The organism is Burkholderia sp. PU8-34, from assembly GCF_053427725.1.
Map to the genome: position 1 here is coordinate 209,268 of NZ_JBSAXC010000001.1, position 19,024 is coordinate 228,291.

General features: G+C 67.0%; 11 protein-coding genes. 5 read left to right on the top strand and 6 right to left on the bottom strand.

Annotated elements, in window-relative coordinates:
- Positions 1-291: 291 nt before the first annotated feature.
- From ACV22Z_RS00895 to ACV22Z_RS00905, 3 genes are all read left to right on the top strand, one after another.
- Positions 292-6,354 (top strand): alpha-2-macroglobulin family protein, encoded by a 6,063-nt coding sequence (locus tag ACV22Z_RS00895; RefSeq protein ID WP_448074438.1) that lies wholly within the window; start codon positions 292-294, stop codon positions 6,352-6,354.
- A 7-nt stretch (positions 6,355-6,361) separates the two neighbouring features.
- A complete protein-coding gene (gene pbpC / locus ACV22Z_RS00900) occupies positions 6,362-8,638 on the top strand; it encodes a penicillin-binding protein 1C (protein WP_448074439.1) in 2,277 nt (758 codons plus the stop codon).
- A gap of 442 nt (positions 8,639-9,080) precedes the next feature.
- Positions 9,081-9,329: a hypothetical protein gene (locus ACV22Z_RS00905; RefSeq protein ID WP_448074440.1), complete on the top strand. Its 249-nt coding sequence runs from the start codon at positions 9,081-9,083 to the stop codon at positions 9,327-9,329.
- Positions 9,330-9,386: 57 nt separating this feature from the next.
- On the opposite strand, the gene ACV22Z_RS00910 is transcribed toward ACV22Z_RS00905, so the two are convergent.
- Complete coding sequence (locus ACV22Z_RS00910; RefSeq protein ID WP_448074441.1) at positions 9,387-9,635, bottom strand: adhesin; 249 nt, start codon at positions 9,633-9,635, stop codon at positions 9,387-9,389.
- Between the two features lie 171 nt (positions 9,636-9,806).
- Here ACV22Z_RS00910 and ACV22Z_RS00915 point away from each other — a divergent pair, with 171 nt between their 5' ends.
- Positions 9,807-10,043 (top strand): hypothetical protein, encoded by a 237-nt coding sequence (locus ACV22Z_RS00915; RefSeq protein WP_448074442.1) that lies wholly within the window; start codon positions 9,807-9,809, stop codon positions 10,041-10,043.
- Positions 10,044-10,537: 494 nt separating this feature from the next.
- Here the strand turns inward: ACV22Z_RS00915 and ACV22Z_RS00920 are convergent, their stop codons facing one another.
- The 3 genes from ACV22Z_RS00920 to ACV22Z_RS00930 all read right to left on the bottom strand — a co-directional run bounded on the left by ACV22Z_RS00920 (position 10,538) and on the right by ACV22Z_RS00930 (position 13,670).
- Positions 10,538-10,885 carry an MTH938/NDUFAF3 family protein gene (locus ACV22Z_RS00920; protein WP_448074443.1) on the bottom strand — a complete coding sequence of 116 codons (348 nt, stop codon included), beginning with the start codon at positions 10,883-10,885 and terminating at the stop codon, positions 10,538-10,540.
- Between the two features lie 188 nt (positions 10,886-11,073).
- Positions 11,074-13,137, bottom strand: a complete 2,064-nt coding sequence (locus ACV22Z_RS00925) for a WD40 repeat domain-containing protein (RefSeq protein WP_448075132.1) — start codon at positions 13,135-13,137, stop codon at positions 11,074-11,076.
- Between the two features lie 143 nt (positions 13,138-13,280).
- Entirely contained in the window at positions 13,281-13,670 is a 390-nt protein-coding gene (locus ACV22Z_RS00930; RefSeq protein ID WP_448074444.1) for a hypothetical protein, read from the bottom strand.
- Positions 13,671-13,886: 216 nt separating this feature from the next.
- On the opposite strand from ACV22Z_RS00930, the gene acnB reads away from it, so the two are divergent.
- Positions 13,887-16,472 (top strand): bifunctional aconitate hydratase 2/2-methylisocitrate dehydratase, encoded by a 2,586-nt coding sequence (gene acnB / locus ACV22Z_RS00935; RefSeq protein ID WP_448074445.1) that lies wholly within the window; start codon positions 13,887-13,889, stop codon positions 16,470-16,472.
- 86 nt (positions 16,473-16,558) lie between these two features.
- Here acnB and ACV22Z_RS00940 read toward each other — a convergent pair whose 3' ends face one another.
- Positions 16,559-17,974 (bottom strand): glycosyltransferase family 2 protein, encoded by a 1,416-nt coding sequence (locus ACV22Z_RS00940; protein ID WP_448074446.1) that lies wholly within the window; start codon positions 17,972-17,974, stop codon positions 16,559-16,561.
- The gene (locus ACV22Z_RS00945; RefSeq protein ID WP_448074447.1) at positions 17,971-19,017 is read right to left on the bottom strand and encodes a HEAT repeat domain-containing protein; all 1,047 of its coding nucleotides are present in this window, start codon (positions 19,015-19,017) and stop codon (positions 17,971-17,973) included. Before ACV22Z_RS00945 ends, ACV22Z_RS00940 begins: the two co-directional genes overlap by 4 nt.
- Positions 19,018-19,024 lie beyond the last annotated feature (7 nt).

The window sequence follows — 19,024 nt, forward strand, 5'->3', positions numbered from 1 at the left end:
GACGCCAGATTCGGGAAAACCACGCTTGATATTTCTCAAACTTTGGCGCGGGGCCTGAAATGTACGCGCACAATTCGGATCGGACAATCTTTTTATAGTCCATTAAATGTTCCGCAATCCGTGACAATCGATTTTTCGATCGATTTTTGTATCGTCGACGCGACATGTCTGCGATATGCACCCGCGTGTCGCACAACGGTGCCAGGCTATCCGCCCGCAAGTGCATGAATGCCGGTCGGTTAGAATCGCGTGCAATCAAACAGAAAGCTTCCCTCCGAGGGCAATCGAGCGATGAAGCAGCACGACAAGAATCACAACAAACCCTTTCGAATCCTTCCACGGCTGCTCTGGCGCATCGGCGCCGTCGCAGCGCTCGGGGCCGCCGCAGCCGCATCGCTGCAGGCCGATGCGGCGCGCACGGTGAGCGTGTCGCCGCAAGGCACCGTCGCCGAAGTGCGGCAGTCCGTCGTCAAGTTCGACGAACCGATGGTCGCGTTCGGCTCGGCGTCCGCGCCGAATCCAGCACGCGTCACCTGTACCGACTCTGCCGCCGGGCGCGGCCAAGGGCACTGGCTCGACGACAAGACCTGGGTCTACGATTTCGAGAACGACCTGCCGCCGGGCGTGCGCTGCGCGGTCGCGCTCAACGACGGGCTGCGCTCGGTCGCCGGCAACGCGGCCACCGGCCCGCGCCGCTTCACGTTCCAGACGGGCGGCCCGTTCCCGGTGTCGGTGCGGCCCGGCTCGCGCGAGATCGAGGAACGCCAGGTGTTCGTGATCAAGCTGAACGGCCCGGCCGAAGAACGCTCGGCGCTCGCGAACATCTGGTGCGAGGCGGCCGGCATCGGCAACCGCATCCCGGTCGAGAACGCCGACGCGGATACGCGCAAGACGCTGCTCGACCACTTCGACCTGAAGAAGGACGCCGCGCGCGTGCTGACGCTGTCGTGCGCGCAGGCGCTGCCGTCGAGCGCGAAGATGCAGCTCGTCTACGGCAAAGGCGTCGCGAGCCCGAGCGGCATCGCGAACGACACCGAGCGCCGCTTCGATTTCACAGTGCGCGCGCCGTTCGCCGCGAGCTTCTCGTGCGAGCGCGAAAACGCGAAGGCGCCGTGCACGCCGCTGCGCCCGCTCACGCTCTCCTTCAACGCGCCGATCACGCGCAAGAACGCCGAAGCGATCCGGCTGCGCGGCCCGGACGGCTCGCTCGCGCCGAACTTCGCGGCAGACGACAAAAGCGACGAAGTGACGACCGTCACGTTCGCCCCGCCGCTGCCCGCGCAGGCCGCGCTGACGATCGAGCTGCCGTCCGGCCTGCGCGACGTTACCGGGCGCACGCTCAGCAACGCCGACCTGTTCCCGCTCGCGACACGCACCGCGCCGATGCCGCCGCTCGCGAAATTCTCGTCGGGCACGTTCGGCATCGTCGAGCGTTTCGCCGAACCCGGCATGCCGGCGCTCGTGCCCGTCACGCTGCGTAATGTCGAGGCCGACCTGCACATCGCGGGCCTCAACGCGGGCGGCGCGCAGTTCTCCAACCTGAAGGTCGAGAACGACACCGCGATCCGCCAGTGGATGCGGCTCGTCGAGCGCTTCGACAACTGGTCGATGACGGCCGGGTCGATCGACGATCAGATCCCCGGCCTGCTCCGGCGCGGCGGACAACACCCTGTATATGTGCCGCTTCAGGCAGGCGAACGCCCGCCCGCGCCGAAGGACCGCCGCATCGACGTGCGTTCGCTGTCGCTTTTGAAAGGCGAAGCCGGCGTGCAGACGCTGACGCTGCCGCAGGCCGACCCGAAGACGCTGCGCCCGTTCGAGATCGTCGGCGTGCCGATCGACAAGCCCGGTTTCTACGTGCTCGAACTCGCGTCGCCGGCGCTCGGCCGCTCGTTGCTCGCGAAGCCGTCGAGCATGTACGTGCGCACCGCGGTGCTCGTCACCAATCTCGGCGTGCACCTGAAACAGGGCCGCGAGAACAGCCTCGTGTGGGTAACGACGCTCGACAAGGGCAAGCCGGTGCCGAACGCGCAGGTGCGGGTGTCCGACTGCAACGGCGACGAGATCGCGGCGGGCAAGACCGACGCGCAGGGCCTGCTGAAGATCGACGGGCCGTTCGAGCCGAAGCACGCATGCAAGTCGGATCGCTACGACGATTACTTCGTGTCGGCCCGCGTCGACGATCCGAAGACCGGCCCCGACATGGCGTTCGTCAGCTCGGGCTGGAACCGCGGCATCGAAGCGTGGCGCTTCAACGTGCCGACCGACATGGACAGCGCGCCGACGGTGCGTGCGCACACCGTGTTCGACCGCACGCTGCTGCGCGCCGGCGAGACGGTATCGATGAAGCATTTCGTGCGCACCGAGACGCTGCAGAGCCTCGCGTTCCCGTCGCAATATCCGACGCGCGTGACGATCCGCCATCTCGGCAGCGGGCAGACTTACCGGCTGCCGCTGACGTGGACCGCCGACCATAGCGCGGACACGCAATTCACGCTGCCGCCCGCCGCGAAGCTCGGCGAATACAGCGTCGAACTCGAAGGCGGCCCCGAGGATGCGCCGACGTCCAGCTACTACAGCGGCAGCTTCCGGGTCGAGGCGTTCCGCCTGCCGGTCCTGAAAGGCACGATCGGCGCGCGCGACGCGCAGAAGAGCCCGCTTGTCGCGGTGAAGGAAGCGCCGCTCGCGGTGCAGATCGACTACGTGTCCGGCGGCGGCGCGTCGAACCTGCCGGTGCAGGTGTCGGCGCTGATGAAATCGGCATCGCCGCCGTTCGCGGACCGCTATGAAGATTTCAGCTTTGCGCCGTACCGCCCCGACACGAGCGACGGGATGGCCGCCGACGACGCGCAGGACGGCGGGAACGACGAGAGCGGCGGCAGCGCATCGCGCGCGGACAACGATCCCGACGCGACGAAGCTGATCGCCGACAAGCTGCCGCTGACGCTCGACCGCAACGGTTCCGGCTCGGTCACGCTGAAGGGCCTGCCGGCCGTCGACGCGCCGAAGCGCCTCGCGCTCGAAGCGACCTTTGCGGATCCGAACGGCGAAGTCCAGACGATTCGCGGCGACACGATGCTGTGGCCGGCCGCAGTCGTCGCCGGCGTCAAGGCCGGCCACTGGGTATCGGTCGGCCAGCGCGTACCCGTGCAGGCGATTGCGCTCGACCTGCAGGGCAAGCCGCGCGCGTCGGTGCCGATCGAGATCAAGGGCGTCGCGCACATCACGACGTCGTCGCGCAAGCGGATGGTCGGCGGCTTCTACGCATACGACAACAAGAGCGACACGCGCGACCTCGGCGTGCTGTGCTCGGGCAAGACCGACGACAAGGGCCGCATGGCGTGCGACGCGACGCTCGAGCAGGCCGGCAACGTGCAGTTGATCGCCGTCGCGAAGGATGGCGACGGGCGCACGTCGAACGCGTCGTCGTCGGTGTGGGTCACGCGCGAGGACGAGCTGTGGTTCGGCGGCGACAACACCGACCGGATCGACGTGATTCCGGAGAAGACGTCGTATGAACCCGGTGAAACGGCCCGCTTCCAGGTGCGGATGCCGTTCCGCTACGCGACCGCGCTCGTCGCCGTCGAACGCGGCGGCGTGATGGAGACGCACATCGTCGAACTGAACGGCAAGAACCCGACCGTCGACCTGAAGGTCGGCGAATCGTGGGGGCCGAACGTCTACGTGTCGGTGCTCGCGCTGCGCGGCCGCATCCGCGAAGTGCCGTGGTATTCGTTCTTCACGTGGGGCTGGAAGGCGCCGCTCGACTGGGCGCGCGCGTTCTGGCGCGAAGGCCGCCACTACGAGGCGCCGACCGCGTTCGTCGACCTGTCGAAGCCCGCGTTCCGCTACGGCCTCGGCGAGATCAAGGTCGGCACGGGTTCGCACCGGCTCGGCGTGACCGTGACGACCGACGCGACCCGCTACGCCGTGCGCGGCAAGGCGCAGGCGCACGTGAAGGTCACGCTGCCCGGCGGCCAGCCGGCGCCGGCCGGCACGCAGGTCGCGATCGCCGCGGTCGACGAGGCGCTGCTCGAACTGATGCCGAACCAGAGCTGGGACCTGCTCGACGCGATGCTGCGGCGGCGCGCGTACGGCGTCGAGACCGCCACCGCGCAGATGGAAATCGTCGGCCGCCGCCACTTCGGCCGCAAGGCCGTGCCGGCCGGCGGCGGCGGCGGCACCGCGCCGACGCGCGAGCTGTTCGACACGCTGCTGCTGTGGAACCCGCGCGTGACGCTCGACGCGAACGGCAGCGCGACCGTCGAGGTACCGCTGAACGATGCGCTGACCCGCTTCCGGATCGTCGCGATCGCGGCCGTCGGCCCCGACCGCTTCGGCAGCGGCAGCACGTCGATCCGCAGCACGCAGGACCTGCAGCTGATCTCCGGCCTGCCGCCGCTCGTGCGCGAAGGCGACGCGTTCCGCGCGCAGGTCACGCTGCGCAACACGACCGAACGCACGATGAAGGTCGTCGTGACGCCGCACGCGACGGGCCTCGACGTCGCGCCGCAGACGGTATCGCTCGCACCGAACGGCGCAAGCGAAGTGGCGTGGACCGTGACCGTGCCCGAGCAGGCGCTCGATGCGGCCGGCGCACTGAACTGGCGCATCGAAGCGGCCGAACAAGGCGGCGCGCGTGCCGCCGACGCGCTCGCGATCGCGCAGAAGGTCGTGCCTGCGCTGCCCGTCACCGTGCAGCAGGCGACGCTCACGCAGGTCGACGGCACGCTCACGCTGCCCGTCGCGCCGCCGGCCGGCGCGGCTCCTAACGCGCAAGGCGCGCCGCGCGGCGGCATCGCCGTGTCGCTGCAGTCGAAGCTCGCCGACGGCCTGCCGGGCGTGCGGCGCTGGTTCGAGCGCTACCCGTACCGCTGCCTCGAACAGCAGGCCTCGCGCGCGATCGGCCTGCGCGATCCCGCGCAATGGCAGGCGCTGACCGCGCGCATGCCCGTCTACCTCGACCGCGACGGGCTCGCGAGTTACTTCCCGCCGCCGTCCGACAACGATCATTACGGCAGCCCGACGCTGTCTTCGTACCTGCTCGTGCTGTCCGACGAAGCGAGCCGCGCCGACGCGCGCTTCGCGCTGCCCGAGGACGTGCGCACGCAGCTCGAGACCGGGCTCGCGCGCTTCGTCGAAGGCCGCATCGAGCGCGACACGTGGGCGCCGCGTCAGGACCGCGACCTGCGCAAGCTCGCGGCGATCGAGGCGCTGTCGCGCTACGGCGCCGCGCAAGGCCGGATGCTCGGCTCGCTTGAAATCGCGCCGAACCAGTGGCCGACGTCGGCCGTGATCGACTATCACGCGATCCTGACGCGCGTGAAGGACATCCCGCAGCGCGACGAGAAACGCGCGCAGGTCGAGCAGATCCTGCGCGCGCGGCTCACGTACCAGGGCACGCAGCTCGTGTTCTCGACCGCGCGCAACGACGATCTGTGGTGGCTGATGACGAACAACGAGACCAACGCTGCGCGGCTCGCGCTCGAGTTCGCGGGCGACCCGGCATGGAAGGACGAGATGCCGCGCGTGACGGCCGGCCTGCTCGCGCTGCAGCAGCGCGGCGCGTGGCAGACGACGACATCGAACGCGCTCGGCCTGCTCGCCGTCGAACGCTTCTCGCGCACCTACGAGAGCACGCCGGTCAGCGGCACGACGAAGGTCGCGCTCGGCGGCGACACGCGCGCGATCGCGTGGTCGCAGCCGGCTGCGCTGCCCGCGCCCGCACCGGCGCCCGCCATGCCCGCCTCGGCAACGCCGGCAACCCGGGCCGCCGCCGCGCGCAGCGTGTTGCTGCCGTGGCCGCGCGCCGCGCAGCCCGGCACGCTGAGCGTCGTGCAGGACGGCACCGGCCGCCCGTGGGCGACGGTCGAAAGCCTCGCCGCGGTGCCGCTGCGCGCGCCGTTCGCCGCCGGCTACCGGATCACGAAGACCGTCACGCCGGTGTCGCCCGCGGTCAACGGCGTGCTGACGCGCGGCGACGTGGTGCGCGTCCATCTCGACATCGATGCGCAGAGCGACATGACGTGGGTCGTCGTCAACGATCCGATTCCGTCCGGCGCGACGATCCTCGGGTCCGGCCTCGGCCGTAATTCCGAGGCGGCAACGCAGGGCGAGAAGACGACAGACGGCGCATGGCCCGCGTTCGTCGAACGCGACTTCGACGGCTACCGCGCGTATTACGACTACCTGCCGAAGGGCAAATTCTCGGTCGAATACACGGTGCGGCTGAACAATGTCGGGACGTTCGGCCTGCCGCCGACGCGCGTCGAAGCACTGTATGCGCCGTCCGTGTACGGGCTCTGGCCGAATCCGCCGGTGACCGTCAAGCCGGCCGACGCGGGCAAGTCGTGAGCGTGCGATGAAGGGTTTCGTTTCGCGTGGGCCGGCGCCTGTCGCCCGTATTGTCGGCCGCCTCTTCATCGCAGTGGTGCTCGCGGCCCCGCTCGCCGCGCACGCGCTGCCGTCCTACGACGACGTGCGCCACCAATGGCGCAGCTCCGACTGGGTGCTGCTCGCGCGCGACGGCACGCCGCTGCAGCGCACGCGCGTCGATCTCACCCAACGGCGCGGCGACTGGGTCGCGCTCGCCGACGTGTCGCCCGCGTTCCGCGAAGCGATCGTCGTGTCCGAAGACAAGCGCTTCCATGCGCATAGCGGCGTCGACTGGCGCGGCATCGCGGGCGCCGCGTGGGGCAACCTGTGGAACGAGCGCACGCGCGGCGCGTCGACCGTGACGATGCAGCTCGCGGGCCTGCTCGGCGATTCGCCGCGCCGTTCGGGCCAGCGCTCGTTGCCGCAGAAGGCCTCGCAGGCCGTGAACGCGCTGCTGCTCGAACGCGGCTGGCGCAAGGACCAGATCCTCGAGGCCTACCTGAACCTCGTGCCGTTCCGCGGCGAGACTGTCGGGCTCGATGCGATGTCGCAGGCGCTGTTCGGCAAGGCGCCGTCCGGGCTCGACGTGCGCGAATCCGCGGTTGCCGCGGCGCTCGTGCGCGCGCCGAACGCGAACGCCGCGAAAGTCGCCGAACGCGCGTGCCGGATCCTCCGCGACATGCAGGCCGCCGACGCGTGCGCGTCGCTCGACGGGTACGTGCAGCTCGTCACGTCACGCCCCGCGGGCGCCGGTCGCGACGATGGCGCGGCGCTCGCACCGCATTTCGCGCGGCGCATCGCGGCGGAGGTCAGGCCGGCCGCGGGCGTACAGGTCCGCTCGACGCTCGACGCGTCGCTGCAGCGCTTCGCGCGCGACACGCTGACCCGCGCGCTGACCGAACTCAATGCGCCCGCGCATCGGCGCAACGTGCAGGACGGCGCAGTCGTCGTGATCGACAACGCGACCGGCGAGATCCGCGCGTGGGTCGGCTCGTCCGGTGCGCTGTCGAACGCGCGCGACGTCGACGCAGTGCTCGCGCCACGCCAGGCCGGCTCGACGCTGAAGCCGTTCCTGTATGCAGAGGCGATCGACGAGAAACGGCTGACCGCAGCCTCGCTGCTCGACGACGCGCCGATCAATCTCGCGGCCGGCGGCGGCCTCTACATTCCGCAGAACTACGACAAGGACTTCAAGGGCTGGGTGAGCGTGCGCAGCGCGCTCGGCGGCTCGCTGAACGTGCCGGCCGTGCGCACGCTTGTGCTCGTCACGCCGCACCGCTTCGCGCGCACGCTGACCGCCCTCGGCCTGCCGCTCGCGCAGGAAGGCGACTATTACGGCTTCAGCCTCGCGCTCGGCAGCGCGGATGTCACGCTGCTGTCGCTGACCAACGCGTATCGCGCGCTGGCGAACGGGGGCGTCGCGCGCAAGACCGTCGACTTGCCCGCTTCAACTGTGCCGGCTGCGTCGGCTGCTCCGGCTCCGGCTCCGGCTTCAGCGTCGATGCCCGCACGTGCCGCCGACGGTACGCGCGTGTTCAGCGAGGCAGCGGCCTTCGTCGTCACCGACATCCTCGCCGACAACAATGCGCGCGTGCGCACGTTCGGCTTCGACAACCCGCTCGCGACGCGCTTCTTCTCGGCAGTGAAAACCGGCACCAGCAAGGACATGCGCGACAACTGGGCGGTCGGCTACACGTCACGCTATACGGTCGGCGTATGGGTCGGCAACGCGGACGGCTCGCCGATGTGGGACGTGTCGGGGGTCACCGGCGCGGCGCCCGTCTGGTCGGCGGTCGCCGGCTACCTGCATCGCGATGTCGCGAGCCGCGCGTCGCGTCCGCCCGCTGGCGTCGAAGCGCGCCGCATCACGTTCGAACGCGACATCGAACCGTCGCGCAACGAATGGTTCGTCGCGGGCACCGCGGTCGATACGGTCCGGCTGGCGGCGCCCGTGGCGTCTGGCAAAGACGGGCCGCGCGCGCCGCTGACGATCGGCGCGCCGACCGACGGGACGATCTTCGCGATCGACCCGGATATTCCGCCGAAGAATCAGCGGATCTGGTTCGAGCGCACCGCGGGACACGCAACGAAGTTTTCGTGGCGGCTCGACGACAAGGTGATCGGGCACGCGGATCGTGTCGCGTGGCTGCCGTGGCCTGGCCGGCATCGGCTCGAACTGGTCGATGCGCGCGGCAATGTCGCGGATACGATCCGCTTCGAGGTGCGGGGCGCGTTTGCGAAGGCGGGGGCGCGGCGGCCCTGAGCGGGGCCGCGCACCGGCGCCGGAAACTCACTGACTGGCTGCCGCGTTCGGCTTTTGCGCCGGCGCCGAGAAATCGATCACCGGTGCGGTCGACACCGCGAATTGAAACCACGCCCCGCTCCTTCATGACAGACGCGTGCTCTCGTCATTTTTAATGACGTCCCGCAGCACAACCCATCACCTGACGAATCGAAAGGATTTGGGTTTCTGCCGATGGCAGGCTATTGGGATGCGTAGGCGCAGTGCCGGGACATTTGTCGGTATGCGACTTTCACTTCGGCCATTGTCGGAGGCCGTCCCCGATGGGTCGCCTCGCATGCAACGCACCCGAGCCGGGGACGCCGGTTGTTCGGATTTACACGGCCCGTGCCTTCGTGTAGCGTCATCGGGTCAGGCACAAACTAATTGAAGTCTGCGGCCCGATCGGGGAATGGGAAGCATAATGAAGAAATCCAAGACATTTGCGCGGGTTGCCGTGATTTTCCTGGCGCTAGGTCTGTATCAACTGTGGTCGTTTTTCGACGCCATCCGCACCGGCTGCCTGCAGATTGGTGCGCAATTGATGTGCAGCTACCAGAACGAAGGGAATTTCCAGTCGTCGAATGACGCGCAACTGCTGTTCGGTTGCTTGTGGCTTGCGGCAGCCGGCTATTGTGTCGTTGCTGCCATTGAAGCGAGGAAGAAGACGTAGCCGCAGGGGATGGGCTCCCGTCTCGTCATGCGGCAGTAATGGGTCAGCGATTGCGATTCAATTGTCCGCAATCGCCACGTCCTTCCCACCCCTCCCCGTCACGAGGCAGGCCGACATGAACGCCTCGCCCTGACTGTTGGCTGCGGCATCGTCGAAGCCCCGGCTGAGCGCGTCATGCTTCACCCGCTCCGAGCCTTGGGCGCACGCAAGCGGGGTGGCATCGCGACCTTGCGCATGCAGAAGCGCGCGATCAGCAACGAGATACGCCAGCAGCGCAAAAACAGCGACGTGTACGGCTCTTCTCATGGTTCGTCTCCTCGTTAGTCAAGGGTAACGCGGAGGCTTTTCGTGTGGCACTTGGGGGTTCCCCGGTAATGGTCTGCGGAAATTGGGGGTTGGGAGCTTGCTTGAGCCGCGGTTATCTGTGGGTCACTTGTAATGACGCGTAGGTCGACCTGTTGAATCCTCAGCCGAACAATGAAGCTCGTCGTTCGCCAGCACTCAATCTTGTTGCGCACGGTCGACATCGCTGCTTCGCTTGACGAAGATCCATTGAGCGTGACGATCACACCGCTGCATTTGACCGTGGTGTCGAATTCCGAGGCTGCGGACAGCAGCGGGAACGAGCACGCACCCCGAGCGGCCGGTTCGCTTCGAATGGCTGGTCGCAATCCACGGCTGACGATCGTCAGCGATATCCGTCATCCTGCTTGAAGTGACCGTCGAGTCGGACGTCACATTGCTTCCAGTCGAACGAACGGTATTGAGTCCGGGCTATGCCGCAGTGGTCCGGGTATTTCAGGCAGGTCACATCGTCGCGACCTTCGCTCCGCTAAGGTATGGCGCAACGGGCGGCCGCCCCTTTACTACCGAAGCCGATGCGCTGCTTGGCGGGTATAGCGCGGCGCGCAGAATCGTCGACGATCTTTTCAGCCAGGAATCTCATTGATCGCGACGGCGCCGCAGCGTCTCAGTCTGCAATCGAAGCGGATGACACCGGAAGCCCGCTGAGCCAACAGTTTCGTGCAGAGTCCGCCGATGCGCCGCTTCGAGTCATTTATTGCGCGATCTTGAAAGACTCTGTCTGGCCGAACCAGGACCATCGCGACCCACGACAAACCGCCCAGCAGCGCATTTCTCGCCCGTTGTCGCGCCAGCCGGCCAGGACGCATCAGGAATCGAACCCGAAAACCGTGCCGACGTGCGGTCTAGCACGTGACATGCAGGATCGCGTTGGTCTGGTCCGGGCGTTCCTTGAGCCTGGCGATGGCTTCCGCGGTCGGCAGGATGACCAGTTCGACTCGCCGACGCCTGGCCTCGTGCTTCACCTCGTCCATGACCGGCAGCGCCCCGGTGCCGGTCCCAATCACGAGCCAACGGCACTTCCAGGGTATCTCTTCCGCCGCTGACAGCGGTGTGTGCCCAAAGGCCTCGCGGAACTGCCTGGAGGGCTTCTTCTTGCGTTTGCGAACCTGCCCATGGTCGATCACCACGTCATGCAGGTAGGTGACGCCATCAATGCGGATGGAACCAAACGAAAATGCTTCGAAGCGCATACCCGCCTCCCACGGTTTCGTGCTGGCAGCGATTCCCTCGGTCGGGGCCCGTCGAATGAGCGCCCGATACTCAATGAGTATAGGTTGGCGCCATTTATCGGCGAACAGCACAAGTGCACAGTGGAACCCGCCGACGACATCGACAATCAGGGAGGGGACGTATCGTGGGCATGCCGCCGGTCTTCACGCTACCGTTCACACACGTTTTCGCCCTGGCGCCCGCGTATGAGAGGAAGGGCTGCTTCATCATCGCCAGTGAGCAGGTTGGTGCCCACGAGCTTTTCCTTGCACACCGCTTCGGCCAGGCGCCGACCTCGATACTGCATGAGCCATCGGACAGGCCACACCCGCGCGGTTCCGTCAGCGGACGCGGTCACCACCCGCTGGCCGTCCGGGCTGAAGGCGACGGAACCCACTGCCCGCTGATGCCCGCCGAGCTGCGCGATCATCTGTCCGGTTGCCGCGTCCCACACCCGCGCGGTCTGATCCGCGGACGCGGTCACCACGCGCCGGCCGTCCGGGCTGAAGGCGGCGGAATCAACCGGCGCTTGATGCCCGCTGAGCTGGGCGATCTGTTTGCCCGTGGTCACGTCCCACACTCGCGCGGTCTGATCCGCGGACGCGGTCACCACCCGCTGGCTGTCCGGGCTGAAGGCGGCGGAAGAAACTGCCCCCTGATGCCCGCTGAGCAGCACGACCTGTTTGCCCGTGGCCGCATCCCACACTCGCGCGGTCTGATCCGCGGACGCGGTCACCACCCGCTGGCCGTCCGGGCTGTAGGCGGCGGAATCAACCGGCGCTTGATGCCCGCTGAGCAGCAAGATCTGTTTGCCCGTGGCCACGTCCCACACCCGCGCGGTCCTGTCCGCGGACGCAGTCACCACCCGCTGGCCGTCCGGGCTGATGGCGGCGGAAGAAACTGCCCCCTGATGCCCGCTGAGCAGCACGATCTGTTTGCCCGTGGCCGCATCCCACACCCGCGCGGCCTGATCCGCGGACGTGGTCACCACCCGCTGACTGTCCGGGCTGAAGGCGGCGGACACCACTGCCCATTGGTGCCCGCTGAGCTGGGCAATCTGTTTGCCCATCGTCACGTCCCACACCCGCGCGGTCCTGTCACGGTACGCAGTTACCGCCCGCCGGCCGTCCGGGCTGATCGCGGCGAACACAACCGGCTCCTGATGCCCGCCGAGCAGCAAGATCTGTTCGCCCATCGTCGCGTCCCACGCGCGCGCGGTCCGATCCACGGATGCGGTGACCACCCGCTGGCCGTCCGGGCTGAAGGCGGCGGCGTTCACCGGCCCCTGATGCCCGATGAACTCCGCGATCACCTGGCCGGTCGCCGCATCCCACACCCGTGCGGTCTTGTCATCGCATGCGGTCACCACACGCCGGCCGTCCGGGCTGAAGACTGCGTAGCTCACCGGTCCCTGATGCCCGGTGAACAGCGCGATCAACTGGCCGGTCGCCGCATCCCACACCCGCGCGGTCTTGTCCGCGGACGCAGTCACCACCCGCTGGCCGTCCGGACTGAAGACGGCGGAGAAAACCGGTCTCTGATGTCCGATAAGCGGCGCGATGACCTGGCCGGTCGCCGTGTCCCACACCCGCGCGCTCCTGTCCGCGGACGCGGTCACCACGCGCCGGCCGTCCGGGCTGAAGGCGGCGGAATAAACCCACCCCTGATGTCCGATAAGTGGCGCGATGACCTGGCCGGTCGCCGCATCCCACACCCGCGCGCTCCTGTCCGCGGACGCGGTCACCACCCGCTTGCCGTCCGGGCTGAAGGTTGCGGAATAAACCCACCCCTGATGCCCGCCGAGCAGCACGATCTGTTTGCCCGTGGCCACGTCCCACACCCGCGCGGTCCCATCCCAGGACGCGGTCACCACCCGCTTGCCGTCCGGGCTGAAGACGGCGGAATCAACCGGCTCCTGATGCCCGCCGAGCAGCGCAATCTGCATTGATGCGTGCGCGCCACGCATGAGTTCCAGTTCTGCTTCGACCGATCCCGGCGAGAACCAGCCTTTCCCCATCGCGAGCACGGCGAAGCGCATTCCGCGGTCATGGATTCCCGCGTCGTTCGCCGCCATCGCGGCCGATGCCAATACAAGGGAAGTCTGGCGTGCGGCCGCCCGAGTCTGGTGAATGATCCACCCACCTGTCACAAGCAGAATGAGCGCGATGACGCCCATCAGTACCCGGACCTTCGCACACCGGCGCACGACCATATCGCGTTCCATCCCACTCATCTCGAGCGCATCGTCAACATCGATGCCCTGGTACCGGACCGTGCTTTCGAGCTTGCTGTGACCGGGCAACAGTTGGACCGTTCCGAGTGCATGGGCTGACCATGTCGAGCCCCAACCCGTTGAACCGCGCCCCTGACGTGCCATTAGCTACGGCCGGTTGCCCGTTCGGCACGCGCACGTACCAAAAATCGCCTGCGAACGCGCCATCGATCGTGATTCAGGTTGGCGGTTGAGCGCCCTGACCTCGCGGTTTGCGCCGGGCGCCCGAGCGCGCGCGGCGTGACGACAGTTTCCCGCACGCATGCCATCAGCGCATCAGCGGTCTCGCTCAGGGTCTTCTTCATCTGGAGAATGCCATCGTCCGCGGCGGCCTCGAACGGCTCGCGCCCCTGTTTCACATTCCGAAATCCAGAGCCGATACGGTCTACCTCATGCCAGAGGACGATCAAAAATCGCGGTCGAATGGCTTGCCGCAGATCGTCCCCGTTCCTGCTGACGACAGTCAGAATTGCCAGAAATCCCTTGTGTGACAAGGCTCTCAGGTAAGCCGCCAGATTTCACACGAACGGTACGACCCCGCCCTTGCAACCACGATACCCAACGGTTTTACAGTCTCAACTCTTATATAAGATATAAGATATTTGACGATCCAGGCCGTTGCGATTAGAATCGCGATCAAAGCAGTACCTGGAACACCTCGGAGTGCCTCAAAAGCCTTCCCCTGAAACGCAACTTCAGCAGGTCCCCCCATGCTTGAAAACTTTCGTGCTCACGTGGCCGCTCGCGCCGCGCTCGGTATTCCTCCCCTGCCGCTGACGGCTCAGCAGACCGCCGAACTGGTGGAACTGTTGACGAACCCGCCCGCCGGCGAAGAGCAGACCCTGCTCGACCTGATCACCCACCGCGTGCCTGCCGGCGTCGACGAAGCCGCCCGCGTGAAGGCCGGCTTCCTGGCTGCCGTCGCCAAGGGCGAGACCGTCAGCCCGCTGATCTCGCGTGAGCGCGCCACCGAACTGCTCGGCACGATGCTGGGCGGCTACAACATCCAGCCGCTGATCGAACTGCTGTCCGACGATGCAGTCGCGGCCGTGGCCGCCGACGCGCTGAAGAAAACCCTGCTGATGTTCGACCAGTTCCATGACGTGAAGGAACTCGCCGACAAGGGCAACGCACACGCGAAGGCCGTGCTGCAAAGCTGGGCCGACGCCGAATGGTTCACCAGCCGTCCGGAAGTGCCGCAAAGCCTGACCATCACCGTCTTCAAGGTGACGGGCGAAACCAACACCGACGACCTGTCGCCGGCCCCGGACGCCACCACCCGCCCGGACATCCCGATGCACGCGCTGGCGATGCTGAAGAACGCCCGTCCCGGCATCACCCCGGAAGAAGACGGCAAGCGCGGCCCGGTCAAGTTCATCGAATCGCTGAAGGAAAAGGGCCACCTGGTCGCGTACGTGGGCGACGTGGTCGGCACCGGCTCCTCGCGCAAGTCGGCCACCAACTCGGTGCTGTGGTTCACGGGCGAAGACATCCCGTTCGTGCCGAACAAGCGCTTCGGCGGCGTGTGCCTGGGCGGCAAGATCGCCCCGATCTTCTACAACACGATGGAAGACGCAGGCGCACTGCCGATCGAACTCGACGTGTCGCAGATGGAAATGGGCGACGTGGTCGAACTGCGCCCGTATGAAGGCAAGGCGCTGAAGAACGGCGAAGTGATCGCCGAATTCCAGGTCAAGTCCGACGTGCTGTTCGACGAAGTGCGCGCCGGCGGCCGCATTCCGCTGATCATCGGCCGCGGCCTGACCGCGAAGGCACGCGAAGCACTGGGCCTCGCGTCGTCGACGCTGTTCCGCCTGCCGCACCAGCCGGCCAACAGTGGCAAGGGCTTCTCGCTCGCGCAGAAGATGGTCGGCCGCGCATGCGGTCTGCCGGAAGGCCAGGGCGTCCGCCCGGGCACGTACTGCGAACCGAAGATGACCTCGGTCGGCTCGCAGGACACCACGGGCCCGATGACCCGCGACGAACTGAAGGATCTCGCGTGCCTCGGCTTCTCGGCCGATCTCGTGATGCAGTCGTTCTGCCACACCGCCGCTTATCCGAAGCCGGTGGACGTGAAGACGCACCAGACGCTGCCGAACTTCATCAGCACGCGTGGCGGCATCGCGCTGCGCCCGGGCGACGGCGTGATCCACTCGTGGCTGAACCGCATGCTGCTGCCCGACACCGTCGGCACCGGCGGCGATTCGCACACGCGCTTCCCGATCGGCATCAGCTTCCCGGCAGGCTCGGGCCTGGTCGCCTTCGCAGCCGCCACCGGCACGATGCCGCTGGACATGCCGGAATCGGTGCTGGTCCGCTTCAAGGGCAAGATGCAGCCGGGCGTCACGCTGCGTGACCTCGTCAACGCGATTCCGCTGTACGCGATCAAGCAAGGCATGCTGACGGTCGCCAAGCAAGGCAAGAAGAACATCTTCTCGGGCCGCATTCTCGAGATCGAAGGCCTGCCCGACCTGAAGGTCGAACAAGCGTTCGAACTGTCGGATGCGTCCGCCGAGCGCTCGGCCGCCGGTTGCACGGTTCACCTGAACAAGGAACCGATCATCGAATACCTGAACAGCAACGTCACGCTGCTGAAGTGGATGATCGCCCAGGGCTACCAGGACCCGCGCAGCCTGCAGCGCCGCATCACGGCGATGGAGCAGTGGCTGGCCGACCCGCAACTGCTGTCGCCGGATGCCGACGCCGACTACGCGGCCGTCATCGAGATCGACCTGGCCGACATCCACGAGCCGATCGTCGCGTGCCCGAACGACCCGGACGACGTGAAGACGCTGTCCGACGTGGCCGGCGCGAAGATTGACGAAGTGTTCATCGGCTCGTGCATGACCAACATCGGCCACTTCCGTGCGGCGTCGAAGCTGCTGGAAGGCAAGCGCGACATTCCGGTCAAGCTGTGGGTCGCCCCGCCGACCAAGATGGACCAGAAGCAGCTGACCGAAGAAGGCCACTACGGCGTGTTCGGCACGGCCGGTGCGCGTACCGAAATGCCGGGCTGCTCGCTGTGCATGGGCAACCAGGCGCAGGTGCGCGAAGGCGCGACGGTCATGTCGACGTCGACCCGCAACTTCCCGAACCGTCTCGGCAAGAACACGAACGTGTACCTCGGCTCGGCGGAACTGGCGGCGATCTGCTCGCGTCTGGGCAAGATCCCGACCAAGGACGAGTACATGGCCGACATCGGCGTGATCAACGCCAACGGCGACAAGATCTACAAGTACATGAACTTCGACCAGATCGAAGACTTCAAGGAAGTGGCCGACACCGTGCAGATGTAAACGTGCTGTCGGGCTACGGCGTGCGGTTCGCGTCGTAGCGCCACGGAATGGCGCCGCGGGCTGAACACCTGCGGCGCCATTTTTTTCTAGTTCGCATTGAACCCGACCCGGGTCATCTCGCCCCAGGACTTGTCTTTGCGCAAAAACTGCCACCAGCCGAGCATGCGCCAGCAGCTATTCAGCTGACGGTAACCGAAATTCTCGATCATGGCGGCCAGCGCCAGCCGCAACAAGTCGGCGAGGCGCGGAAACGGATGCGTCGCAACTTCGGACAACACGAGCGACGACACGCTGAGAAACATGCCGAACAGCACAACCAGCGAAAGGAATGCCTTGAAGTAGGCGATGTCGACCCAGCCGAGCATCCAGAACACGGGCAACAGGATGTAGCCCAACAGCTCGGCGAGCGGCCCGAGGATATCGACGATCAGGATCTGCCCCATGCCCAGCCAGCCGATGCGGCCATATCGGGATCGGAACAGCATGTCACGCTGCTTGAAGAACACTTCCAGTGCGCCGCGCTGCCAGCGGCACCGCTGCCCCTTCAGCACGCGCAACGATTCCGGCGCCTCCGTCCAGCAGATCGGATCGGACAGGAACACGATGTTGTAAGGTCGGCGCTGCTCCCGCAGATGGCGGTGCATCTTGATCACCAGGTCGAGATCCTCGCCGATCGTATCCGTGCCGAATCCACCGACCTGCACTGCCACGTCGCGCCGGAACAGGCCGAATGCCCCCGAAATCAACGTCAGCGCGCCCACGCCGCTCCACGCGACACGCGCCATCAGGAACGCGCGCAGATATTCGATCGATTGCACGAGCGGCAGGAAGCGCTTCGGGGCGCGCATTTCGACGACCCGTCCGCTCTGAACGTGGCATCCGTTGACCACCCGCACCACGCCGCCGACCGCGACCGTGCGTTGCGGCTGCTCGACAAAGGGCCGCACGATGCGCAACAACGCGTCCGACTCCAGCAGCGAATCGGAATCGATCGCGCAGAACAGCGGCGCGCGCGCCAGATTGATTCCGGCATTCATCGCGTCGGCCTTGCCGCCGTTTTCCTTGTCGATGACGAGCAGGTTCGGATGGACGCGCGACGCATAGATGCCGCGAATCGGCTTGTGCGTGACGACCATATCGAACGTGCGCTGGGTTGGCGTCAACTCGAACGCGTCGGTCAGGACGCGCAGCGTATCGTCCGTCGAGCCGTCGTTGATGACGATCACTTCGGTCAGCGGATACTCGAGCGCGAACAGCGCCTTCACGCAGTCGACGATGCCCATCTCCTCGTTGTAGGCCGGCGCCAGCAACGCGATCGGCGGCGCGCTCGCGCCATAGCGACGCCACAGCTGGACACCCCCGCTGTTCGCGCCAGGACGGATCAGCACACCGACCGCCGCGGCGATCTGGAACAGGTAAAGCACGTTCTGCAATACGTTGACGGTCAGGATGACGGCCACGACGCCGTGCACGATCAGGGACGGGATGCCATCCGCGGTCACGATCCAATCTCCTTGCGCTCCAGCAGCATCAATGCGGCGACGTCGCGCGCCGTGGAAGGCTCGCCCTGCGCCGCGCGTTTCAATATGCGGTAACCGCGGTCGCCTTCCATCGCGAGCGCCTCCGCCGCCCGGAAGCGGACCCACCAGTTGCCGTCGCTCATCAGGGCCTCAATCTCGCCGTCGAGCGATGCAACGTCGATCTTCCCCGCCGCTTCGGCGGCCGCGACCCTGACGTACCACACATCGTCCCGCAGGAGCGCCAGCAGCGACGACGCGGCGAGCGGATGATGCAATTGGCCCAGCGCCCGTGCCGCCGCCGCCCGCACATCGGGCTGCCGCGATCGCGTGGCGTCCGCGAATACGGGAATCAGCGCGTAGTCACCTGCCGCGGCCAGCGCCCGAATCGCGACGCCGCGAAGCCGCGGCAGCGCCTGATCGTCCGCGGCGAGCGCGATCAGGTCCGACGTCTGTCGGCTCGCCAGACGCTCGAACAATTCCAGCGTCAGCATCGAATCGCTCAATCCGCCCAGCTTCTCGATGACCTGCTTCAACGGAACGTGATGCCCCCGTCGCGCCAGCGCCCAGGCGGCCGCCAGGCATACGGTGGGTTTGCGGTCGTCGAGGGCGCCGATCAGCGCGCGTGCCGAATCCTCATCGTCGAACAACGCGAGCGACTCCGCCGCACGCCGCCGGATCCACGACTGCCGCCGGCGCCGCAAGTCGCTCACCATGCGTTCCCCAAGCCCCAACCGGCTGGCCAACTGTATCAACCGGACATGCTCGTCGCCGCGCAGCTGGCCCGCCAGCCTCAGCACGAGCGACGTCACCAGCGCCGGCTTGCGGCGCGCGACGCGTTCAATCTGGGCGACACTCGCTTCCGGACCGACGAGCCAGACGATCAGCTCGCGCGACAGCGCTGCCGCCAGCGCCGCGTCGCGCGACGCCTGCCGTCCACGCACGGCATGGAACAGCAGCAGCATCGCCAGCAGCAGCACCGAGATGGCGCTGAGCGTGAGCGAGACGATCTGGATCGCGTTGACCATGGGCGCG